This window comes from Microcoleus sp. LEGE 07076, from assembly GCF_015207455.1.
GTDB lineage: Bacteria > Cyanobacteriota > Cyanobacteriia > Cyanobacteriales > Microcoleaceae > Microcoleus.
The window spans coordinates 1-23,281 of sequence record NZ_JADEWV010000027.1 but is presented as its reverse complement, the minus strand read 5'-3'; the positions used below and the strand labels follow the sequence as shown (position 1 = coordinate 23,281).

Sequence of the window (23,281 nt, the reverse complement as noted above, 5' to 3'; positions counted from 1 at the left end):
GCCCTGTTTGGCCGCTTCGCTCCGCTCAACAGTCAACAATCAACAGCCAACAGTCAACAATTCCCCAGGAGTGCAACCGGAATTGATATGATGTGCGCGGTGAACGCCCTAGAAGATACTGTAGATTGTTTACTCACAAAATTCTCGCAATGTTGGAATTAAATACTGTGTCAAAGTAAAGGCATCTACTCCTAATTCCGTCCGTTCTTTTGCTGCGGCGATTCCGGATCGAGCGTGCCACCAAACTGCTGTTGCTGCAACTGATTGCGGGGGAGAATTGCGGGCGATCCTCTTCGAGGGCTTCGCTAACGCGCTGGCTAACAGTCCCCCCAACAAGCCTGTCAGAACGTCGCCGCTGCCGCCTCTGGCGAGGGCTGGGGTGCTTTCGGGATTGAGGTAGGTGATGGTAGCATCGCCCTCATCCTGCCAACTTATGCAAACCCTGGCTCCTTTGAGCAATACTGCTGCACCGCAAAGCTGAGCTGCTGCTTGAGTTGCGGCAATTCGATCGCCGCCCGCAAAGCCTGCTAATTCCGGAAACAAACGCTTGAATTCGCCCGGATGAGGGGTAATAATTGTCAGTGCTCGGCGTTCCGCCAAAATCGGGACTGTACCGAGTTGAGCGAGGATATTTAAACCGTCGGCATCTAAAACCAAAGGTCGATCGCACTCCAGTAAAGATTCTACAGCTATGGCGGCTTCCAATGTCAGACCTGGCCCTGCCGCGATCGCATCGTAACCCCTCAAATCAATTGCTACCGGCAACTCCTTAATTGCACCGCTTTGGGTTTCGGGACATCCGATAACTAAAGCCTCTGGCAAATGACTGCCCAACATCGGTTTGATCGACTCAGGAACGGCAATTGACAGCATTCCCACACCGCTTGCTCTTGCTCCCAATGCTGCCAAAATTGCGGCTCCGCTGTAGCGGCGAGAACCTGCAATAATTAGTAAGTTACCGTTGGTGTATTTGTGCGAAATTAGCGATCGGGGCAAAGGCAAATGCTCGATCGCAGATTGTTTGGTAATGCGTTGTATTGCTGGGAAATCGCCCAATATCGCTGCAATATCTGCTGCTGGAATATCAAAATCAATTAATTCCGACGTACCGATATATTCTAATGCTCGGTCTTGCAGAAATGCCATTTTCCACAAACCCAAACACAATGTATGTTTTGCCCGGATTGCCGTCCCCAAAACTGCTCCTGTATCTGTATGAATTCCCGAAGGAATGTCAATACTAAAAATCGGTATATTTAAATTATTTATTTCGTCAATTGCGGCGGCTGTGGGGTTAGTAATTTCTCGTACTAATCCAAACCCAAACAAACCATCTACGAGCAAATCGCAATTCGTCAGTCTGGCAACTTTTTCAACAAATGGAATATTTAAAGAACGCGCGTAAGCAGCGTGATTTTGGGTGAGTTCTTTCTGTTTAGAAAACGGACAGTAAATAACTATCTGGAACCCTAGAAAGTGCAGTTCGCGGGCCACAACCAAAGCATCGCCCCCGTTGTGTCCCGGCCCAACCAACACCCCGATAACTGGCAATTGAGAATTAACAATATCTTCCTTTTCTGAACTCTGCCTTTTTTTTTCTGTCTTCTGACTTCTGACTTCTGACTTCAAAAGCTGCTGAATGCGTTTAACAATCAGCAGCGCGACTTTTTCCATTAAAGCTGCTACGGGCATTCCCGCTGCAAAGATTCTGGTTTCTATTTGCCGCATTTGGTCGGCGGTGACAACAAATTTTTGAACAGTCATAATTAGTGCTAAAATTTCAGCTAACAGCAGCAGTCGCAGGTTGTAGTATTTTTGTGGTACAATGAATAGACGCATCCTCACAAGCCTGTAAGCGAGCAGGCTTGCTGGCGAAGCGAGAATTATGGGAAATGTCTAATTAGCTCGATCGAACAAAGTAAGATTAACAATAGCAATTTCTCTCCGAATCATGAACAAAATTGTTGTAGGCCTCTCCGGCGGGGTCGATAGTTCCGCAGCCGCCGCAATTTTACACCATCAAGGATATGAAGTGGTGGGTTTAACGCTGTGGCTGATGAAAGGCAAAGGTCAGTGCTGCTCTGAGGGAATGGTCGATGCCGCTAAAATTTGCGAAGATTTGGGCGTTCCCCACCACATTGTGGACAGCCGCGAGGTCTTTCAAGCAAGTATTGTCGATTATCTAGTGGAGGGTTACAGCGCCGGAATTACGCCTCTGCCTTGTTCGCAGTGCAATAAAACTGTGAAGTTTGGGCCGATGCTGCGCTATGCTCGCGAAGAACTCGGAATAGAAAAGATTGCCACAGGACACTACGCCCGTATTGCTTATGATAGCGATACGGGGCGCTATCAGTTGCTGCGGGCGATCGACCCTGCCAAAGACCAGTCTTATTTTTTGTACGATTTAACACAAGATTTACTTGCCGGTACGCAGTTTCCTTTGGGGGAAATTACCAAGACAGAAACTCGCTCAATTGCGGCGAAATTTGGCTTGAGCACTGCGGAAAAGCCGGAAAGTCAGGATTTGTGCTTGGTGGAAAGTAACGGCTCGATGCGGGCTTTTCTGGACAAATACATTGCGCCGCAAAAAGGTGACATTGTTGACAAGTCAGGTCGGGTGCTCGGACAGCACGACGGGGTGCATCACTACACCATCGGCCAGCGGAAAGGCCTCGGCATTGGTGCACCGGCACCGCTTTATGTGATTGAACTCGATGCTCCTGGCAATCGGGTAATTGTGGGCGATCGCCAGTTGGCAGTAGAATCTGAGTGTAGCGTCCAGAAAGTAAATTGGGTTTCTGTAGCCGCACCGACTGCTCCGATTCGGGCTTCGGTACAAATTCGCTATCGATCGTACCCTGTCCCCGCTACAATTATTCCTGTAGAAACTTCCCAAACCGAAGCAAAAGCCGGCGGTACAAGAGTCAAAGTGATTTTTGACGAACCGCAGTTGAGCATTACCCCCGGACAAGCCGCTGTTTGGTATGACAAAGACGTGCTCTTAGGCGGCGGCATCATCGAAAAATAGTCATTAGTTAGGGCTTGTTGAAAAAGTCTTTTCGTTAAGGCCTTGAGTCAGGAGTCAGGAGTCAGAAGTCAGAATTAGAGGAGGTAGGAATAGTCAGGAATCTAGGAAAGTGATTGACTTTTGATGGTTTCAAAGCTTATTTTGCTCGTTACCAGGCAGAGCCTGGTAATGCAGATAGGCGAGGCTCTGCCTCCTTCTTTCTTGCAACTTACAGGAGAGAAGACTGTAGGAGGTATTTAATACCAAATTCATAAAATAGCGCTACATATCTACCCCCCCGCGATTTCGGGGGGGAGTCAAACTTTCGATAGTAGCATAACTTGATGAAATTGGTATTATAAAACTTCATTCAGTTTGTAAGCAGGGATAAGCGATTGTGGTATCATGTAATCAGGATGTTAAAAATAAAACTATCAAACTACGCTAAAACAATAATAAGTTAGACAACCGCATGGGGAGGCGTCCAAGCCTTCTGGCATTGCCACATCCGGCATGACAGACAGAAAGTGGTTTAATTATAGTTGACTACTCCCCACAATCGCCGAGCTGAAAGAAGGAGGTTCAGAATGCAGCTAACAGAACGTCACATCATCAAATCTACCGAATACCGTTTTGCTCAGATTGACGAACTAGCTTTCAAATCGAAGCATCTTTACAATGCAGCCAATTATGTCATCCGTCAAAGCTTTGTGTATGGATGGGGCTACATCAATTACAACGAAATGAATCGTTTGATGAAATCTCACGAAGCTTACAAGGCAATGCCCGCCAAAGTAAGCCAGCAAATCTTGATGTTGTTAGATAAAAACTGGAAATCATTTTTTGAAGCTCTCAAAGCTTACAAAAAAGATGCCTCTAAATTTACGGGTCGTCCAAAACTACCTAAGTACAAAGATAAAGTAAAAGGTCGAAACATCCTGGTTTATACAATGCAAGCGATTAGCCGCAGGCAGTTGAAAAGTGGAATTATTAAACTGTCAGGTACTGAGATTTTAATCAAAACCAAAGTAAATCCCGAACGAATTTGTCAAGTTAGATTGGTTCCCAAATGCGATGCTTATGTAATTGAGGTCATTTACGATGAACCGGAGTCCACCGCTATCCGTAACAACTTCGTAGCTAGTATTGATTTGGGACTGGACAATTTAGCGGCGCTAACTTCAAATCAACCGGGATTTATCCCTCTTTTGGTTAACGGGCGACCATTAAAGTCAATTAACCAGTTCTACAACAAACGTAAGGCCCAATTGCAGTCTCAATTAAAAGGAAATAGCCAGACATCATCACGGATTCAACGCTTGACCCGGTGTCGCCACCAAAAAGTAGATAATTACTTGCATCACACCAGCCGATTAATCGTCGATATTTTGACGGCGCATCAAATTGGGACGCTAGTAATTGGCAAAAATGCACAGTGGAAAACCGGAATTGACTTTTCCAAACGCACTAATCAAAACTTTGTCAATATTCCTCACGCTAGACTAATTGAGATGTTGGAATACAAAACTCGATTGGTGGCAATTAAAGTGATAGTTCAAGAAGAGTCTTACACCTCTAAGTCGAGCTTTTTGAACCTAGATCCAATTCCTGTTTACGGACATATTGATGCGTCGAATGTCATATTTAGTGGCAGGCGAATCAAAAGAGGATTGTACAGAACATCAATCGGTCAATTAATTAATTCCGATGTTAATGGTTCTTATAACATCCTCAGAAAAGCAATCCCAAATGCTTTTAGCACTCTTGATAGAGAGCTGCGTACTTGGGCCGAGGCGGGTTAATCCGCTCAAAGTAAAAGCGAAGGGGGAGGGACTCGAAGCCTCTCATGTCTATAAATGACTATACTTTTACCAGCTATAAGTTATTAAGTTTTCGATTCTTAGTTAGAAGTCGGACATCTCCCATAATGATTGTGGAACAGGCATCGGGCCTGTTCAAAACCTGCTTTTTAGAAGATGTCTATTAGTTTTTGGTAACGACACAGCAGTTACGATACCGCAGCAGCTAAAAACTAATGACCGATGACTAATGACTAATGACTAACTTTCTTTTCCAAGCGCAACACATTTCCCCTAGCATTGCTGCGGTAAACCCAAGTTTGGCGGCCGTCAGAAACCGCAACCCGCCAACCTTCCACAATCATTTGACCGCAAATTTCATCGGCTTTCGCCAGCCCCAAACAACTATTCGGCCAACTTTGGCGGCTCGATTCAGTTACTTTCAACTTGTCAGCAGCAATCCGAGTTTGGCGCGACAAATCTTTGATAACCGCTGCTGCTACGGTTGCAGGGAATTGGTTCGGGGGATTTTGGCGCGTACTCTCTGCCAAATTCCCCGCAGAGGAAATTGCAGTATTGAGTGCCAATCCAGAATAGCTAATTTTTTGAGACACCGCCGTTGACTGCTGTTGACTTTCCCACCAAGCGAGGGAATCTTTGAGAACACCGGCGTTAGCCTCCGCAGTCTGCACGAAGGCTGGATACATTTCCCCAGCCAGCATTCCTGTCAGCACTAAAGCCAAGATGAAAAGATGCGGCTGCTTTCGAGCTCGGTTGTGATTGTTTTGAGAGTTGTTTTCGGAGATTCGTTTCATCATACGCCCTCTGCCTCACTTTACACAATGCGCGATCGCTCTTTTTACTTTTAGTTTACTGGTATTGAAAAAAAATTAGGGCTAAGTAAATATTCTGAAAACAATCGGATTGCGATCGAGAATCTCAGTATAAATGACTATATCTGTCGTGCCAACACTGCTAAAAGTGTTTCAAACTCAGGGAGGCGAGCTGAGCTAGCGATATTCGGGAGCCTCTGAGGAATCCGTTTGAGCGTGCCTCCACGAAAAGCGAGTTTTATAACTTGCGAGCTCTTGCGCCATCGCCAAGCGAGAAAAACACTTTTTGCGGCGCCCCAGATGCTGCCCGATATTCAACGGATGCCCCACAATCTGTTACAACAGAATCCGAAGGCATTTCCAATTAACTGAGTTACCGCTGATTAATTGTAGCGCTCTGGTTTGAAAGTGCGATCGAAGCATCAATTTGAGATTTTAGATTTACCCCAAAGATGAATCTGGGAGCAAGCACCCGAGTCTAAGCTTTTGAACTCTCCACGAGGGCCCTGCGGCAACCTATATCCGTTTTTGGGAGGGAGCAAAAAAAGAAGCGATCGCTACTTTTTTAGTACAATATTGTTGAAATGAATTAATTATGAACAAAAAATCCCTCGGAATCCATTTAATGAATCGGCTGAGCTATCCTCAAAAATTCACCTTAATCGGTTTTCTCTTTGCCATGCCCTTAACCTTGGTCATGTACCTGCTAATTTCCGAAATTAACAGCAGGGTAGATTTTGCCCAAAAAGAAATCTACGGCAATCAATATCTGCGCCCGCTGCGACAGTTGAGGGAATACATACCGAAACTTCAACTGTTAAACAATCATGATTTAAATCCCAATTTAAGCAATTCCGATCCCAGGAAAGTTTTAGAAGCTAAGATAGAGTCAAGTTTTCAATCTCTAGCAAATATCGACCTCCAATTAAGCACCACTTTAATGGTCAGCAAAAAGTTTGATAAAATTTATCAAGACTGGCAAAATTTTAAACTGCGCCGCAGACAGTGGAGCATAGAAACTTACGATTTTGTATATCAACGTTTAGCTGCCGACATTAATAAATTGAGCCTGCGCGTCGGCGATACTTCCAATCTAATATTAGACCCAGATTTAGATACCTATTATTTGATGGATGCTACTTTGCTGAAACTTCCCGAAATGCAAAAAATATTGTCAGAGATTAGGCTGATTTCTCAAACAAGAAGCGCGCGTTCCTATGCCACACCTGCTGAAAGAGCGCAAATCATTACTTTGGCGGGCAAATTGAGAGAACTCAATCAGGATTTAGCAATCAATATGGAGGTAGGATTTAGCAATAATCCTCATGGGAATTTGCGGCCGAAATTAAGCGAGCCTTTGAGAAATTTTAACTCGGCAGTAGAACAGCTAACTGGGCAACTAGATAAACTGATTTATCCTACAGCGGTGGTCGAATATCCGGCCTATTTAGATGGCAGCGATCGAGTTCTGACTTCGAGTTTTCAACTGTGGGACAAAAGTGTCGATCAATTAGATTTTTTAGTGCAAAAGCGGATTTATAGCTTTGTTGCAAAAAAACGCGTAATTGCTATTTTCGTGTCGATTATTTTAGCGATAGTAATTTATTTATTTGTATCTTTTTACACGGCTGTTATGCAAACTGTATTTGTGCTGGACGAAGCTTCAAAAAAGATGGCTAGCGGCAATTTTAACCACAAAATTAGTTTGGATAATAGAGATGAACTAGGTCAAGTAGTGGGTTCGTTTAACAAAATTGCTGACGCTTTAATTCATGCTAACCAAGAAATTACTGTTCTCAACGATCGCCTAAAAGCTGAAAATATGCGGATGAGCGCCGAACTCGATGTCACTCGCAAGATTCAGCAAATGCTGCTGCCGAAAGATTTAGAACTGAAGGAAGTTATCGGCTTGGATATTGCGGGATTTATGGAAGCTGCTGAGGAAGTAGGCGGCGACTATTACGATGTGCTCCAGCATGAAGGTAGAGTTAAAATTGGCATTGGCGATGTCACGGGACACGGATTGGAGAGCGGGGTTTTAATGATTATGGTTCAAACGGCAGTCCGAACTTTACTCGCCTACAACGAACCCGATCCGGTGAGATTTTTAACTGCTATTAACAGTGCAATTTATGATAATGTACAGCGGATGAAGTGCGATAAAAATGCTAGCCTTGCTTTGCTAGACTATCAGAATGGGATACTGAAGTTGAGCGGACAGCACGAAGAAATGATTTTAGTGCGGTGTAACGGTGCTGTTGAGCGGTTTGATACGATCGATTTGGGTTTCCCGATCGGGCTGGATGCAGATATTGCTGAATTTGTTGCTGAAACCGTTGTGCATCTGTATTCAGGAGATGTGGTAGTGCTGTACACTGATGGGATTACGGAATCTGAAAATATGGATAAAGTGCTTTACGGTTTAGAGCGGTTAATTGAGGTAATACAGATTAATTGGCGAGAAACCGCTAGTGAAATCAGGCAGGCTGTAATCAAGGACGTGCGATCGCACATCGGCAAACAAAAAGTTTTTGATGACATCACATTGCTGGTACTAAAACAAAAATAAGTAATTGGGAATTGGCCCGCGCAGGGAATTGGCCCGCGCAGGGAATTGGTAGCAACTCGCCAACAGTCAACAGTCAACAGCCAGTAGGGGCGGTGCCTGTGAGTGCCCGCCCTCTTAGCCAACAGTCAACAGTCAACCAACAAATAACAAATAACAAATAACAATAAATAATATGATTCAGACTTTCGGCGATTTCATCGAGGAAGAGCCCAGCCAAGAATACTTAATAATTGGATTTTCGCCTAGTTCTATTCCCCTGAAGCAGCGGTGGCGGAACAACGGTTTGTCGGCGGATTTTCTGGGTGACTACTTGACGAGTTTTTTTCCGGGAAACAAAGACGACCCATCGACAATTGACCGACAAGTAGAAATTAAAAGCGCTGTCAGCTACATTGCTAACGAGTTATTAGAGAATGCGATGAAGTTTAATGATGAAACTTCCGATTACCCGATCGACATTAAACTGCAACTAGAGAACTCCCGAGTGATTTTCTCAGTTGCTAACAGCATCCCTCCACAAACTGTGAGCGAGTTTCAGGCTTACATTCAGCAGTTGCTGGCTTTTGAGCCAAGCGAGCTTTACATTCAGCAGTTGGAAAAAAATGCTGTTGACGACAACTGTACTCATTCTAGATTGGGCTTGCTGACCATGCTCAACGATTATGGTGCCAAAATAGGCTGGAAGTTCCAGACCGTACAAACACACCCGGAAGTAATTTCGGTTACAACTATGGTGCAATTAACAGTATAGCTCTGGCGCGGCGATCGATAATATCTTAGGGACTTTTTATGATCAGGGAAATTAAGACAGAAGATTACCGGATCTGTTACGATCCAGCAACGGCAACCGTGAGTTTTGTTGGCTCTCTCAGGCTGAGCGGGCCTGCGGAGTACGCCCCGATAACAGAGTTGCTGAGCGAGGTTGCACAGGGGGAACTGACAAAAATTACCCTCAATTTGCAGCAGTTAGAATTTTTGAACAGTTCTGGCATCAATATGCTGTCAAAGTTCATTATCGAGGTTCGCAAAAAAGCTCGGGTGCAAATGGCGGTACAAGGCTCTCAACGCATAGCTTGGCAAGGTAAATCTTTGAAGAATTTCCAGCGCCTGATGCCGAGTTTGCAGTTGGAATTATTAGTATAAATATACGATGACTTTTATGGTGCAGGCTGTTGAACATTTTTCTGTTAGTCGAGGCGCAGATTCTCGGATTATGGTGGAAAAACAACTCTCTAGAGAACAGCTACTTTTAGAAATAGACAGATTGCGCCAGCAAGTGGAAGACTTGAAGGAAGAAAAAGCGGATCTAGAAATATTGCTGGAAACTACTGCTGAACATTCCGATACTATTGAAACCCAGTTGCGCTATCGGGCATTGGAGGCGGTGCGGGAAGGCGAAATCAAGCTGGCTCAATTTTTGGAAGCGATTCCGGTAGGTGTGGCGGTTCTCGACTCTCAAGGCAAACCTTACTACATCAATCACGCCGGACAGCAGTTACTCGGCCAAGGGGTTTTGCCGTTAAATGCAGTTGAGAATTTGTCAGAAACTTATCAAATTTATATAGAGGGAACTGATACTATTTATCCTGCTGAGAAATTGCCGCTTGTCCGAGCTTTGAGGGGCGAAAGTGCGAGGGTTGACGATATAGAAATTCATCAATCTGAGCGCAAAATTCCCCTAGAGATTTGGGGAAGACCAATTTTTGATGAGCGTGGAAAAGTTGCTTTTGCGATCGCAGTTTTTCAAGAAATCGCCGAACGTAAACAAGCTGAAGAAGACCGTCATAAATTTATCAAAAAACTCTTTGAACTCAATAATGTTTTGGAGAAGTCCCTCGATGCCGAATCAGAAACAACTGATGCCTACGGGCGATTTGTGCCACATCAATTTCTGAATTTATTGGGATACGAAAGTATTATTGATGTCAATTTAGGCGACCAAGTGCAGCAGGAAATGTCGGTGATGTTTGCCGATATCCGGGACTTCACGAAGCTTTCGGAAACTATGACGCCGCAAGAAAATTTTAATTTTATCAATGCTTACCTGTCGCGGATGGAGCCGGCTATTACTAGCAATAACGGATTTATTGACAAATACATCGGCGATGCAATTATGGCTTTGTTTAGCGACTTTGCAGATGATGCAGTGAAATCGGGTATTGCGATGCTAAACATTCTGACTGATTACAACGAACGCCGTCAAAGTGTCGGCTACATCCCGATTAAAATTGGCATTGGTATCAATTCGGGTTCTTTGATGCTGGGGACTGTGGGCGGCAAAAACCGAATGGACAGCACTGTGATTAGCGATGCTGTTAATTTGGCATCTCGGATTGAAGGATTGACTAAAGATTACGGCGTATCTCTGTTAATTTCTCAGGAAACTTTGGAAAGGTTGCGAAATCCGGCTGATTATGCTATTCGGATTGTGGATAAAGTACAGGTTAAAGGAAAATCTCAATATGTCACAGTCTATGAGGTATTTGATGCCGATCCTGCGGAAATTTTGTCTGCAAAGCTAGCAAATCTGGCTGTATATACTGAAGCGATGTTGTTGTGCGATCGCAAAGAGTTCCGAGAAGCGGGAAAATTGTTTGAAGAGTGTTTGCGGACAAATCCGAGCGATCTGGTAGCTCGCATTTACCTGAAACGCTGTCGGGATTGGCGATCGCTCCTCAAGGGAATTTAGTCATTAGTTATTGGTTATTGGTTATTGGTTATTGGTTATTGGTTATTGGTTACTTGCTACGAATTCCCACTTTCCAATTCTCAATTCTAATAACAAATAACAACTAACAACTAACAGTCAACAGTCAACAGCCAACAGTTAACAGTCAACAGTCAACAGTCAACAGGTAGGGGCGGTGCCAAGAGTGCGGGCCCTCTCAGTCATCTGGAAGTGCAAATGCGCGAGGTTCTGGCTCTATTTGAATTTACCTGTCGTAAAGTTCAAGCAAAATGATATGATTGTAGTTTAAATTATTTCGCAAAATGACAATGGAAATTAACAAGCAACAGCCTAAAATATCTATAAAATCTTCACTAATTAAATTTATAGCTGTGTTTTGTCTGTGCTGCTTGTTAACTGCAAGCTGCGGTACGGGGACAACTCGATCGCCCAATTCGCCAAATTCGCCCAACAACGATCGCGTGACAATTGGCACAACCTTGAAACTGCGGACGATCGACCCTGCTGACGCTTACGAAATTATATCAGGACAACTGCTCCGCAATTTGGGCGACACTCTCTACACCTACAAGTCGGGAACTACTGAGTTAACTCCCGGCTTAGCCACAGCAATGCCAAAAGTTAGCAAAAACGGATTGACATATACAATTCCCTTGCGTCAAGGTGTAATTTTTCACGACGACACACCGTTTAACGCTGCAGCAATGGAGTTTTCCTTGCAGCGGTTTATCAAAAATGGGGGCCGTCCGGCTTTCTTGTTGGGCGATGCCATAGAATCGGTGAAAGCGACGGGCGAATACGAATTAACTTTTCAACTCAAAAAGCCTTTTGCTGCTTTTCCTTCCCTGCTGACATTTGCCGGTCTTTGTGCAATTTCTCCGAAAGCTTACGAGATTGGGGACGCTAAATTTAAACCCGATACGTTTGTGGGAACTGGCCCCTATAAACTGGCGAAGTACGGTAGCGATTCTCTGAAGTTTGACGCATTTGATAAGTATTGGGGGGAAAAACCTGTCAATCAAGGAATTGATTTGTTGCTGCTTTCTAGTTCGTCAAATTTGTTCAATACTTTTCGGACTGGTGCAGTCGATGTGGCTTATTTGTCTCTGGATGCAGACCAAGTTCGCAGCTTGGAGGAGAAAGCAAAAAAAGGAAAGTGGCAGGAAATCGCCGGGGAAAGCAGTACAGTTAGTTATATGACGCTGAATATCAAGTCTCCACCGCTCGACAAGTTAGAAGTCAGACAGGCGATCGCCGCGGCGATGGATCGCCCGCTGATTAACGATCGCGTACTGCGGGGACAAGCGCAGCCGCTGTACAGTCTGATTCCCACAACCTTCGACGTTAACAAGCCGGTGTTTCAAGAAATGTACGGTGACGCGAACACCGCAAAAGCCAAGGAATTGTTGACGAAAGCGGGATACTCGGCGGCCAATCCGTTGATTTTGCAAATTTGGTATCCTTCGGCTTCCACAAAACGAGCGTTAGTGGCGAGTACGATCGAGGCCCTAGCCAAACTGAAAATGGACGGGATAATGCAGGTAGAAGTTAACAGCGTTGAATCTCCTACTTTGTTCCAAAATATAGAGAAGGGGATTTATCCTGCGGTTTTGGTGGATTGGTACGCCGACTTTTTTGATGCTGACAATTACATTCAGCCGTTTTTGGATTGTGCGACGGGTTCGGCCGCCCGCGGGTGCGAAAAAGGTGCAAGTCAGGGGCAGGGTTCGTTTTATTATAATGATCGGGTAAATCAACTGATCGACCAGCAGCGCCAGGAACCAAACCCGCAAACCCGCAAAGCTTTGTTTGGCGAAATTCAGGACATACTAGCTAGAGATGTACCTTTCATCCCTCTTTGGCAGGATAAGGACTATACTTTTGCTCAGAACAATATCACTGGTGTCCGTCTAGAACCGACGCAATCCTTTCCCTTTTGGTTCCTGAAAAAGCAATAATTGTTTACAAGAATTTTGAGGAATTGAAATGTCAATAATTATATCATCTTTTGTGCATAACAGGGTGATGATTGTCACAGTTTATCGAAGAGACCGATCGCACAACCCTTTAGAAAAACGTGGGATATTATGAGATAGAGAGAGATATCGCCAAGGGTGAATATATGAAATTTGGAATTTTAACAACAACAACAGCGCTGCTGATTGCGATCGGTTTTGCTTCTGGAGTCAAAGCAGAAAACGTATCACAAGTCAAACAATTATTAGAAACTAAAAAATGTACCAAATGTGACTTGACAGGAGCGCAACTTGCTGGTGTCAATCTCAGCGGAGCAGATTTGAGGGGTGCGAATTTGAGGGGTGCGAATTTGAGCGGTGCCAATCTCAACGAAGCCAAGCTGAACGAAGCAAATCTGAAACAAGCTAAATTGCAAGGTGCGAGTTTAATTGCTGCGAGAATGCACGGGGTAAATTTGGAGGATGCAGATTTAACCAGGGCTAACCTGAGTTTGGCGGGTTTAGTAATTGCCAGTTTGAAAAATACCAACCTCACCAGCGCTAATTTAGTCGGCGCTGATTTAGAAAGTGCCGATTTGGCTGGCGCAAATCTGAGAAATGCTCGCCAGTCTGTAGCTAACTTAGCTAATGTCAGCCTCAGAGGCGGCAGTTTGTCGGGAATCGACGTACAGGGAGTTAACTTGCGGGATGCAAATTTGACCGGTGCTAATTTGACTGGTGCGAATTTGAACGGTTCCGACTTGACCGGTGCTAATTTAATGGATGCCAATATGGCGAATGTAGATTTGAAAAATGCCGCTTTGCCCTAGGACGATCGCCAATTGCTAAATCAGATGCTCGTTTTTAACAAGCTTAATATAATAATGTAGGGGCAATTTCAGAAATTGCCCCTACAGTTATAATTATAGGATTTATCTCGTTTCCTGTCGCCGCGCTTTTCTCTGACATCGTTTCCGGTTGCATAGGAATAATAAAATCGAGTCAACACTCAACAGTCAACAGTAGAACTGTTGCAAAAATCCAAAGCACCCCACCCCAACCCGGACCTTATTAAGGTTCGGGAGCAAGATTATTCTTGTTTCTCCCCGCGTCCGGGGGGACTTGCGGGGGGTAAATTTGACTTTTGCAAGAGGTCTAAGAGGTCTAGCCACCTGACGGTGCAACCGAAATTGATATGACATCTGCGATTGCTTCAAATTTTGATGTCGGATCAATCTTCCTCGTCAGCATCTTGGGCGAAGCGAATAATGTCATCATCGCCGAGGTATTCGCCATTCTGGATTTCAATCATCACCAGGGGAATCACGCCAGGGTTTTCCACGCGGTGAGCAGTATTCATGGGAACATAGGTTGACTGTTTCTGCATCAGAATCGTCTCTTTGTCATCGCAGATCACTTTAGCTGTACCGGAGACGACTACCCAATGTTCGCTGCGGTGATAGTGCATTTGCGTGCTGATGTGATGCCCCGGTTTGACTTCGATGCGATTTATCTTGTAACGATCGCCCGCGTCTATGACTGTAACTTTACCCCAAAACCGGGTTTGCGTGCGATCGTCCGTTTTTTCGATTGTGTCCGCTGTTTCCACCATGCTGTCGATCTCGCTAACGGTGTCTGTAAAAATATCTGTAGTTGAAAGTATATCAGAATGTAAGTGCGATCGAATAGCTGCAAGTTTCGCTAACGGCTCATTCATGAGTTTTTATCCCAGAATCCAGCTTTAAGAGATTAATCGCCATTCACGAGCATCCACAAACTGAGACAAATGCCCCACATTTGTGGTAGCAATCACCACCTCATTTCCTTGATTTGCTAATAATATAGCTTGAGCAGCCAGAATCACATCGCCATCAAGTGAATTGGGATCTGCCGTTGGCCTTCCCCTCAGTCGTGCATCGGCCCACAACTGAGCCGCTAAAAGCATTACTTCTGTGGAAATAGGAAGGTACTCAATCCCAGTTTTGAGTAAATCAAGTTGTCTAATACCTGCCACCTTACCCGCACGAATTAACTCGCGTCGCACTTCATAGTCAGCAAGTTCAGGCAGTATAGCTTTGTAGCCCCGCGACGGCAAAGAGTTCAGCCAAAATCTGCACTCCCGGCAAAGGGGTGTAGCTCTGGGATTTGTGATCATTCCCAGAGGGCCTGAATCCAAAATTACAAATCTCCTCATAATAATGATTCAGTTAAATAGAAACACCACCTTCATCTAAAGCCTTACTGAGAATTTCCCAGGTTTCTTTTTGCTCCTGTTCATCTCCTTCTTCGTCCCACGAGCGCAGCATTTCGCTCAAAGCTTTCTGCCTTGCTGCATCCACAACTGGATCGGGATTGTTCAAATCGTGCTTAACTTTTTCCCAAGCATCTACTGGTTCGGCTTTAATCATCACACTTTCGCGAAACAGGCGAATAATCTCAAGTAAATTCGGCCAGTATGCTTGAGGAATTTTATCAATCTCCAAAACGAGCCATTCCATAGACGCTTTGGGTGGTGAAACAGAGATAGCTGGCGGGAGTTCGCTTTCTTTCTCGGCTCCCGAAATAGCTGGGGAGGCTTCCGGGGATGAAACAGAGATAGCTGGCGGGAGTTCGCTTTCTTTAACTTGTTCGGACATAATTATCTCCTTGCTCTCAGTTACTCTTTAGTTTAACAAAATAGTCTATGTTGAAATTTGTTATACCAAGCATGAAAAAATATTGCTATAGCAACCGCCACATCGGGTGCGGACGTAAATAATCTCGTGAATAAAGCCTAGGCTTCTTGACGGATGAAAGGTTTGATTGCCGTAATTAAATCTCAACTGTAAACTCTCAACGCTCAACTTCTAAACAACACAAATTTTGGCTTGAGTGAACGTCCGAGTTGTTTCCTTAAATATTGTCGGTGCGTCGCTGTTATGAGATTTTCGTTTTTTTTCGGTACGATCGATCGCCACACACCCTACAAATACTCTTACATAAATTTGATAAATTGGTATTACTCGTGACAACTTAAACTTTACTGGATCGATCGCCACTCACGAGCATCGACAAACTGAGACAAATGCCCCACATTTGTGGTAGCAATCACCACCTCATTTCCTTGATTTGCTAATAATATAGCTTGAGCCGCCAGAATCACATCGCCATCAAGTGCATTGGGTTCTGCTGTCGGCCTTCCTCTCCTTCGTGCATCCGCCCACAACTGAGCAGCTAGAAGCATTACCTCCGTAGTCAAAGGACGGTATGGAATTTGCGATTTAAGTTCATCAAGTCGTCTAATACCTGCCGCCTTACCTGCACGAATTAATTCGCGCCTCACCTCATAGTCAGCAATTTCAGGGAGCATTACAATATAACCTTTAAGTGGCAAAGATTGCAGCCAGAGCTTACCCTCTTGATATAAAGGAGAGGCGGCTTTGGGATTTGTAACAATTCCTAAAGGCCCAGAATCTAACAATACTATTTTGCTCATGGACTATATATGCACCGGGTTTTCTTCTAGTGCCTTGCGGAGAACTTCAGCGGTTTCTGTTTGTTCCTGTTCATCTCCATCATCTACCCAAGACTGTAACAGCTTGCTCAGAGCTTCGTGCTGCTGTAAAAGATCGATAATTTCTGGTTTTTCGTTATCCTCATTTCCTTCCTTTAGCCCCGTTAGCATTAGTCTGGTCATAGCTTGATTTCTGCTGATACTGCTCTCCTTCGACACCTTAGTAAAATCTACGTTTTCGGGTGTCTCGGCGGGTTCCGAAAATCCGGGCTTAACTGTCACAGTTTCCACAAATAACCGCATCATTTTAAGCAAATTCGGCCAATATTCTCTCGGAGTTTGCTGAATTAGACTGAGAAACTCTACCATTTCGTTGCCAATGCGAGGTTCTGGCGCTGAAGTTGGTGTCTCTGGGTTTTCAGTGATTAAAGCTCGTTCAGACATACTTTTTTTCTCCTCAATCGGATTTATAGGAATTCGTAGGTCGATCGATATTCTGGATGGGAATTAGAGATTGGCGATCGAACTCGCCTCTACTTATATTGTAATGTAAACAAGAGGCGGGGGATGATTCATCCTGATTCTGGGATTTTTCTGAACCGCAGATGTCAGCGGATTAACACAGATGAACGCAGATAAATTTGATCTGCGTTCATCTGCGTTCATCTGCGGTTCAAAACAACCATTTCACTAAATTTCGAGGATATTACTTGCTCAACACACCCTCGGGAATTCCCAAAATATCCTCAATCCGAGGCATATCTTCCAAAGCAATCACTCGCCCTTCATCCTCAAAACCAGCAATTTGATCGAAATTCAAATACCGATACAAATCGCCAGCAAAAGGGTCGATTCTTTTCGCCACAATTTCCTGGTATTCTTGGACTGTGGGAATGCGACCTAGCAGCGAACAAACTGCCGCTAATTCCGCCGAACCGAGGTAAACTTGTGCATCTTTGCCCATCCGGTTGTTGAAGTTGCGAGTAGAAGTTGAAAACACCGTTGTCGCATCTTTAACCCGCGCTTGATTGCCCATACAAAGACTGCATCCCGGCATTTCCGTGCGCGCCCCCGCCGCTCCAAAAATACTGTAATAACCTTCGTCTTTCAGTTGCTGTTCGTCCATCCGAGTTGGCGGACAAATCCACAGGCGAGTTTTGACTTCTCCTGCACCTTCCAACACCTTCGCAGTGGCGCGGTAGTGACCGATATTTGTCATGCAGGAACCGACAAATACTTCGTCAACCCGATCGCCCGCAACCTCACTCAACAACTTAACATTATCCGGGTCGTTGGGTGCAGCCACGATCGGCTCTTTAATCTCGTTGAGATCAATTTCAATGATTTCAACATATTCCGCATCAGCATCCGCTTCCAGCAGCACCGGATTAGCCAGCCATTCCTCCATCTTCGCCACCCGACGCATCATCGTCCGCGCATCTTCATAACCCCGCGCAATCATGTTTTTCAGCAGCGCGATGTTAGAGCGAATGTACTCAGAAACAGTCTCCGGGCTCAATTTAATCGTGCATCCGGCGCAAGAACGCTCGGCCGAGGCATCGGTCAATTCAAAAGCCTGCTCGACCTTCAAATCGGGCAAACCTTCTATTTCCATAATCCGCCCCGAAAAGACATTTTTCTTATTCTGTTTGGAGACTGTCAACAAACCTTTTTGAATTGCTACATAGGGAATTGCATTCACCACATCCCGCAGCGTTACTCCAGGCTGCAATTCACCCTTGAAGCGCACTAAGACCGATTCCGGCATATCCAAAGGCATCACGCCCAAGGCGGCAGCAAATGCTACCAATCCCGAACCAGCAGGAAAGGAAATTCCCAAGGGAAAACGAGTGTGAGAATCGCCGCCGGTTCCCACTGTATCCGGCAATAACATCCGGTTCAGCCAGGAGTGAATAATGCCGTCTCCGGGACGCAAAGCTATGCCGGCGCGCTGTGCCATGAAATCGGGCAATTCGTGGTGAGTTTTGACATCAACAGGTTTCGGATAGGCGGCGGTGTGGCAGAAACTTTGAATTACCAAATCGGCGCTAAATCCCAAACAAGCCAGTTCTTTTAATTCGTCCCGAGTCATGGGCCCGGTGGTATCTTGGGAACCGACTGTGGTCATTAACGGTTCGCAAGATGTGCCGGGACGCACGCCTGTTAAACCGCAGGCTTTCCCTACCATTTTTTGGGCTAAGGTGAAGCCTTTACCTGTGTCGGCGGGAATTGTTGGACGGGTGAAAATCGGGCTAATTCCTAGTCCTAAAGCTTCGCGAGTTTTGTCGGTTAAGGTGCGTCCAATTAATAGGGGAATGCGGCCGCCGGCGCGAACTTCGTCTATGATTGTGTCGGGTTTGAGGGTGAAGGTGGAGATGATTTCTCCGGCTTCGTTGGTGATTTCTCCTTTGTAGGGATGGATGGTAATCACCATTCCGGTTTCCATTTTGGCGACATCGCATTCGATCGGCAGTGCGCCGGAATCTTCAGCGGTATTGAAGAAAATCGGGGCGATCGCACTTCCTAGAATATATCCGCCGTTGCGCTTGTTTGGAACAAAGGGAATATCGTTACCAATGTGCCACAGCACTGAGTTAATCGCTGATTTTCGCGAGGAACCGGTGCCGACAACATCGCCGACGTAGGCGACGGGATGGCCTTTTTCTTTCAATTGGGCGATCGTTTCCAAGGCCCCCGGCATCTTGCTCTCCAGCATCGCCAAAGCGTGCAGGGGAATGTCGGGCCGCGTGGTAGCCTGGGGTGCCGGAGACAAGTCGTCGGTATTCGTTTCTCCGGGTACTTTGAAGACTGTAACGGTAATGGCTTCGGCTAGTTGAGGGCGGCCGGTGAACCACTCGGCAGCAGCCCAAGAATCTATTACTTGCTTGGCGTAAGGATTGGTATCCGACAGGGCGAGAATGTCGTGGAAAGCGTCGAATACCAGCAGGGTTTTGCTCAAGGCCCGGGCTGCGGTGGCGGGAATGGCGACTTCGGCACTAGGATGGAGTAAATCGATTAAAGATTGGACGTTGTAACCGCCCATCATTGTCCCCAGCAAATAAACTGCCCATTTGGGAGTAATTAGGGGGCTGTGGATTTCGCCTTTGGCGATGCCGGTCAGAAAACCTGCTTTGACGTAGGCGGCACTGTCTACGCCTGGGGGCACGCGATCGCGCAATAATTCGATTAAGGCTTCTTCTTCTCCCGGTGGCGGATTTTTCAGCAATTCGCAGAGTTCTGAGGTTTCCTGGGCGTCTAGGGGCAGCGGTGGAATTCCCAGTGCTGCGCGATCGGCAGCGTTACGGCGGTAAGATTCAAGCATTTCTGTTCTCTCTCAGGATTGTGTTGGGTAGTTGTTTGCGAGTGACATTACTTTTTAGATTAGGCGCTGGCGCTACATATTTGGCAAAGCACCCGCTCTTATAAAAACTTAACGCAACTTTAAAAACAGTAGACTTTCATACTAAAAGATATATCTTCTTTGTCGCGAGGGTGCAGCTTAAACTCCAGCCGAGAAGTTTTAGGGCGTTGACTTGCATTGTTTTGGTTAAAATTAATGTGGCAGGGAGGTAATGTCGATCGTCCTCTGCATCTGAAATCCTTAGTTACCGCAAATTTAAATTTGTCCGCAGAAATGGATCAATTAAAAAATGGAAAGTTTTATCCCTGAAAATGGTGAACACTGTCAGGGTTCGGCCGTCAAACCAGAGTTGTACCCAGAACTGCAAACAACTAAAGAATTACTGCTGACGATGATCGCCAATTCAATTCCGATGCCTACGATCGTCAGCAGTTTGGCTGATGGCACGATTATTTATACCAACGATTTATGCCATCAGGCTTTCGGGTTCAAAGCATTTGAGATCGACGGCCAAAAAGCCGAAACACTCTACCACAACCTCCCAAAACGCCAGGAATTGCTGGATGCCCTCGCCCGCAACGGAATTGTCCGCCAGACAGAAGTCCGCCTCAAAAAAGCTGACGGCACGCTGTTTTGGGCAAGTGTATCGATGCGGTATTTGACATTGCTGTCGGAAAAAGCTGTGCTGTCAGTGTTCTCCGACATTACCGATCGCAAGCGAGCAGCAGCCAACGAGCAGGAATTGCTCGCCTCCATCCACTTGCGCGCCCGCCAGCAAGCGGCCGTCGCTTACTTGGGGCAGCAGGCCCTGGCCGAAACAGATTTGTCTGCACTGATGGACAAAGCTGCGGTTTTAATTGCTCAAACGCTGGACGTTGATTATTGTCAGTTGCTAGAACTGTTGCCATCAGGCGATGCTTTTCATTTGCGAGCGGGGGCTGGGTGGCAGCCCGGGGTCGTCGGCAGCGCTACTGTTACGGCTTCTGCCCGATCGCAAGCAGGTTACACATTGCTAGTTGGCAAACCGATGATCGTCGAAGATTTGCGGGTGGAAACCCGTTTTAGCGAGTTGCCGCTGCTGCACAACCACCGGGCTGTCAGCGGCCTGACTGTTATCGTTCCGGGCAATCGGGGACTGGAGAGTTTCTTGGGACAAGCAGAACCAGCCGACACTTCTGCGACGCCGGCTTGGGGCATTTTGGGGGTTCACACCAGCCAAAAGCGAATTTTCAGCCAAGATGACGTTTATTTTGTAGAAGCGATCGCCAACGTGTTAGCTGCGGCGATCGATCGGATTCGATCGCAACAGCGCTTGCAAATGATGGAACGGGCGATCGAAAGTTGCAGCAACGGCATTGCCATCACCGACGCGACGGTTGCAGACAATCCGATTATTTATGTCAATCCCAGTTTTCAGCGGATTACTGGTTATAGCAGAGACGAGTTAATTGGGAAAAATTGCGGATTTTTGGATGGCACCGACACCGACACAGCCACTGCCAAACAATTGCGAATTGCGATGGAAGAAGGCACAGAAGCTCAAGTTATCCTGCGGAACTTTCGGAAAGACGGCACCCCTTTTTGGCACGAACTGTCGATCGCTCCGGTGTACAACTCGCGACGACACTTAACCCACTTTATTGGAGTGCAGACAGACATCACCGACCGCCAGCGAGCCGAAGCAGAATTATTTTTAAATTCTCAAGCTTTAGCAGCTTTCAGCGCTAATCTCAAACACTTGCACCGGATTACAACTTATCATTATCAAAACTTTCAAGAACTGATTGACGATTATCTAACCGCAGGCTGTTTGATTTTTGGACTTTCTATCGGCATCATGGCTGAAGTTAAAAATGAAACTTTTATTGTGCGGGCAGCGACAACAAATTTAGGATACTTCGTGCGCGGCTTGCAATTGAACCTCAGCGAGACTTACTGCGCGGCGGTAATTGAACTAAAAAAAACTGTTACCTGCTCTCATATAGGAGCAGATATTGATCTGCAAAAACATCCAGCTTATCAAAAATGCCAATCGGAATCTTACATCGGAACGCCAATATTTATTAACAATAAAACCTACGGAACTTTGAGTTTTAGTTCGCCAGAAGTCAAGAAAAAAAAATTTGAATACCAGGAAATAGAAATCATAGAATTGATGGCTCAAAGCATAGGTAAAATTCTGGCAGTTCACCAAATGGAACTTGAACGCCAGCAAGCCGAAAAAGAGCGCTGCGAGTTAATATTATCTCTGCAAGAAAGTGAAGAACGCTATCGCCGTTTAGTAGAACTATCTCCCGAAGCGATCGCCGTTCACAGTCAAGGGAAAATCGCCTACATCAATGCTGCCGGCGCAAAACTCCTAGGTGCGAGCTCTCCGGCAGAGCTAATCGGCTTTCCGGTATTGCATTTTGTCCATCCAAACTATTTGGAAACAGCCAAAGAGCGCATGAGGCAAGTCGAGCAAGAAAATCAGCCGATCGAGCTTGCCGAACAAAAACTGATGCGCCTCGACGGACAAATCATCGACGTTGAAGTGGCCGGCATTCCCGCTACTTATCAAGGCTCGGCCGCCGCCCAAATTATTATCAGAGATGTCACCGAACGCAAGCGAGTAGAACGGCAACTGCTGCACGGCGCTTTTCACGACGCGCTGACGGGTTTGCCCAACCGGGTTTTGTTCATCGACAGGCTGGGACAAGCCATCCGCCGATCGAATCAGTCCCCCGATTACAAATTTGGTTTACTTTTCCTAGATTTAGACCGCTTCAAAGTAGTTAATGATTCTTTAGGACACGTTCTTGGGGATAAACTGCTAGTTGCCTTCGCGGAGCGGCTGCTAACCTGCGTGCGAGCTTCTGATACTGTCGCCCGACTGGGGGGAGACGAATTCACCATCCTGCTAGACCACATTCAGAGCCTCAGCGATGCCACCCAAGTAGCTAACAGAATACAAGCAGAACTAACTTTACCGTTTCAGATCGAAGGACACGAAGTATTTACCACCGCTAGTATTGGTATTGTTTTCAGTCGAGGCGAACTCGCAGCAGCCGACAGATCCGACTCGAATCTGTACGCTCACCCAGAAGAATTCCTGCGCGATGCTGACATTGCTATGTACCGCGCTAAAGCTTTGGGCAAGGCCCGCCACGAGGTGTTTAATTTGGCGATGCACGACCAAACTATGTCGCTGTTGCAGTTAGAAAATGACCTGCGGTTGGCTATTTTTGGTAAGGAGGAATTAGGTTCGAGCAAGGATGAATATTCGCACTTTATTTTGCACTACCAACCGATTGTTTCGATCGCCAGCGGTGCGATCGAGGGTTTTGAGGCTTTGGTGCGCTGGCATCACCCGGTTCGGGGTCTAGTGCCGCCATCTAGTTTTATTCCTGTAGCTGAGGAAACTGGTTTGATCGTGCCTCTGGGAGCTTGGGTGCTGCGGGAAGCTTGCCGGCAACTGCGCGTTTGGCAAGAAATGTTAATAACGAAGAGAAATGGAAGTTCGGCAACGAGCAATGTACGGGATTTAACGGATTTAACTGATACAGGGAAGCAGGAAGTTCGGCAATGCCCAATGC

At 45.9% G+C, this 23,281-nt stretch carries 17 protein-coding genes and 1 pseudogene; 9 read left to right on the top strand and 9 right to left on the bottom strand.

Going from position 1 to position 23,281, the window contains the following annotated elements:
- Positions 1-129: 129 nt before the first annotated feature.
- On the bottom strand, positions 130-1,764 hold the full coding sequence (locus tag IQ270_RS06840) for an NAD(P)H-hydrate dehydratase (RefSeq protein WP_193972506.1): 1,635 nt from the start codon (positions 1,762-1,764) through the stop codon (positions 130-132).
- Between the two features lie 187 nt (positions 1,765-1,951).
- Between IQ270_RS06840 and mnmA the strand changes: the two genes are divergently transcribed.
- Both mnmA and IQ270_RS06830 read left to right on the top strand, forming a co-directional pair.
- A complete protein-coding gene (gene mnmA / locus IQ270_RS06835) occupies positions 1,952-3,028 on the top strand; it encodes a tRNA 2-thiouridine(34) synthase MnmA (RefSeq protein ID WP_193972489.1) in 1,077 nt (358 codons plus the stop codon).
- A 566-nt stretch (positions 3,029-3,594) separates the two neighbouring features.
- Positions 3,595-4,867 (top strand): annotated as a pseudogene (locus IQ270_RS06830) (RNA-guided endonuclease InsQ/TnpB family protein).
- A gap of 193 nt (positions 4,868-5,060) precedes the next feature.
- Here IQ270_RS06830 and IQ270_RS06825 read toward each other — a convergent pair.
- On the bottom strand, positions 5,061-5,624 hold the full coding sequence (locus tag IQ270_RS06825) for a hypothetical protein (protein ID WP_193972488.1): 564 nt from the start codon (positions 5,622-5,624) through the stop codon (positions 5,061-5,063).
- 610 nt (positions 5,625-6,234) lie between these two features.
- On the opposite strand from IQ270_RS06825, the gene IQ270_RS06820 reads away from it, so the two are divergent.
- The 6 genes from IQ270_RS06820 to IQ270_RS06795 all read left to right on the top strand — a co-directional run bounded on the left by IQ270_RS06820 (position 6,235) and on the right by IQ270_RS06795 (position 13,682).
- Complete coding sequence (locus IQ270_RS06820; RefSeq protein WP_193972487.1) at positions 6,235-8,208, top strand: PP2C family protein-serine/threonine phosphatase; 1,974 nt, start codon at positions 6,235-6,237, stop codon at positions 8,206-8,208.
- Between the two features lie 172 nt (positions 8,209-8,380).
- The gene (locus tag IQ270_RS06815; RefSeq protein ID WP_193972486.1) at positions 8,381-8,959 is read left to right on the top strand and encodes an ATP-binding protein; all 579 of its coding nucleotides are present in this window, start codon (positions 8,381-8,383) and stop codon (positions 8,957-8,959) included.
- A 38-nt stretch (positions 8,960-8,997) separates the two neighbouring features.
- On the top strand, positions 8,998-9,351 hold the full coding sequence (locus tag IQ270_RS06810; RefSeq protein ID WP_193972485.1) for an STAS domain-containing protein: 354 nt from the start codon (positions 8,998-9,000) through the stop codon (positions 9,349-9,351).
- 7 nt (positions 9,352-9,358) lie between these two features.
- Positions 9,359-10,897 carry an adenylate/guanylate cyclase domain-containing protein gene (locus IQ270_RS06805; RefSeq protein ID WP_339384361.1) on the top strand — a complete coding sequence of 513 codons (1,539 nt, stop codon included), beginning with the start codon at positions 9,359-9,361 and terminating at the stop codon, positions 10,895-10,897.
- A 308-nt stretch (positions 10,898-11,205) separates the two neighbouring features.
- Complete coding sequence (locus IQ270_RS06800; protein ID WP_193972504.1) at positions 11,206-12,855, top strand: ABC transporter substrate-binding protein; 1,650 nt, start codon at positions 11,206-11,208, stop codon at positions 12,853-12,855.
- A 164-nt stretch (positions 12,856-13,019) separates the two neighbouring features.
- Positions 13,020-13,682 carry a pentapeptide repeat-containing protein gene (locus tag IQ270_RS06795; protein ID WP_193972484.1) on the top strand — a complete coding sequence of 221 codons (663 nt, stop codon included), beginning with the start codon at positions 13,020-13,022 and terminating at the stop codon, positions 13,680-13,682.
- 401 nt (positions 13,683-14,083) lie between these two features.
- On the opposite strand, the gene IQ270_RS06790 is transcribed toward IQ270_RS06795, so the two are convergent.
- The 7 genes from IQ270_RS06790 to acnB all read right to left on the bottom strand — a co-directional run bounded on the left by IQ270_RS06790 (position 14,084) and on the right by acnB (position 19,667).
- Positions 14,084-14,497, bottom strand: a complete 414-nt coding sequence (locus tag IQ270_RS06790; protein WP_339384364.1) for a cupin domain-containing protein — start codon at positions 14,495-14,497, stop codon at positions 14,084-14,086.
- A 96-nt stretch (positions 14,498-14,593) separates the two neighbouring features.
- Entirely contained in the window at positions 14,594-15,007 is a 414-nt protein-coding gene (locus IQ270_RS06785; protein ID WP_339384360.1) for a nucleic acid-binding protein, read from the bottom strand.
- A 52-nt stretch (positions 15,008-15,059) separates the two neighbouring features.
- Positions 15,060-15,488, bottom strand: a complete 429-nt coding sequence (locus tag IQ270_RS06780) for a hypothetical protein (RefSeq protein ID WP_228056131.1) — start codon at positions 15,486-15,488, stop codon at positions 15,060-15,062.
- Positions 15,489-15,698: 210 nt separating this feature from the next.
- Positions 15,699-15,863 carry a hypothetical protein gene (locus IQ270_RS06775; RefSeq protein ID WP_193972482.1) on the bottom strand — a complete coding sequence of 55 codons (165 nt, stop codon included), beginning with the start codon at positions 15,861-15,863 and terminating at the stop codon, positions 15,699-15,701.
- Positions 15,864-15,871: 8 nt separating this feature from the next.
- The gene (locus IQ270_RS06770) at positions 15,872-16,327 is read right to left on the bottom strand and encodes a nucleic acid-binding protein (protein WP_193972481.1); all 456 of its coding nucleotides are present in this window, start codon (positions 16,325-16,327) and stop codon (positions 15,872-15,874) included.
- A 3-nt stretch (positions 16,328-16,330) separates the two neighbouring features.
- A complete protein-coding gene (locus IQ270_RS06765; RefSeq protein WP_193972480.1) occupies positions 16,331-16,789 on the bottom strand; it encodes a hypothetical protein in 459 nt (152 codons plus the stop codon).
- 262 nt (positions 16,790-17,051) lie between these two features.
- The gene (gene acnB, locus IQ270_RS06760; RefSeq protein WP_193972479.1) at positions 17,052-19,667 is read right to left on the bottom strand and encodes a bifunctional aconitate hydratase 2/2-methylisocitrate dehydratase; all 2,616 of its coding nucleotides are present in this window, start codon (positions 19,665-19,667) and stop codon (positions 17,052-17,054) included.
- A gap of 328 nt (positions 19,668-19,995) precedes the next feature.
- On the opposite strand from acnB, the gene IQ270_RS06755 reads away from it, so the two are divergent.
- A partial coding sequence (locus IQ270_RS06755; RefSeq protein WP_193972478.1) for a PAS domain S-box protein occupies positions 19,996-23,281 on the top strand: 3,286 nt, incomplete at its 3' end.

Coding starts and splice junctions, on each gene's coding strand:
- IQ270_RS06840 (WP_193972506.1), bottom strand. CDS start 1,764: ATGACTGTTCAAAAATTTGTTGTCACCGCCGACCAAATGCGGCAAATA.
- mnmA (WP_193972489.1), top strand. CDS start 1,952: ATGAACAAAATTGTTGTAGGCCTCTCCGGCGGGGTCGATAGTTCCGCA.
- IQ270_RS06825 (WP_193972488.1), bottom strand. CDS start 5,624: ATGATGAAACGAATCTCCGAAAACAACTCTCAAAACAATCACAACCGA.
- IQ270_RS06820 (WP_193972487.1), top strand. CDS start 6,235: ATGAACAAAAAATCCCTCGGAATCCATTTAATGAATCGGCTGAGCTAT.
- IQ270_RS06815 (WP_193972486.1), top strand. CDS start 8,381: ATGATTCAGACTTTCGGCGATTTCATCGAGGAAGAGCCCAGCCAAGAA.
- IQ270_RS06810 (WP_193972485.1), top strand. CDS start 8,998: ATGATCAGGGAAATTAAGACAGAAGATTACCGGATCTGTTACGATCCA.
- IQ270_RS06805 (WP_339384361.1), top strand. CDS start 9,359: ATGACTTTTATGGTGCAGGCTGTTGAACATTTTTCTGTTAGTCGAGGC.
- IQ270_RS06800 (WP_193972504.1), top strand. CDS start 11,206: ATGGAAATTAACAAGCAACAGCCTAAAATATCTATAAAATCTTCACTA.
- IQ270_RS06795 (WP_193972484.1), top strand. CDS start 13,020: ATGAAATTTGGAATTTTAACAACAACAACAGCGCTGCTGATTGCGATC.
- IQ270_RS06785 (WP_339384360.1), bottom strand. CDS start 15,007: ATGATCACAAATCCCAGAGCTACACCCCTTTGCCGGGAGTGCAGATTT.
- IQ270_RS06780 (WP_228056131.1), bottom strand. CDS start 15,488: ATGTCCGAACAAGTTAAAGAAAGCGAACTCCCGCCAGCTATCTCTGTT.
- IQ270_RS06770 (WP_193972481.1), bottom strand. CDS start 16,327: ATGAGCAAAATAGTATTGTTAGATTCTGGGCCTTTAGGAATTGTTACA.
- IQ270_RS06765 (WP_193972480.1), bottom strand. CDS start 16,789: ATGTCTGAACGAGCTTTAATCACTGAAAACCCAGAGACACCAACTTCA.
- acnB (WP_193972479.1), bottom strand. CDS start 19,667: ATGCTTGAATCTTACCGCCGTAACGCTGCCGATCGCGCAGCACTGGGA.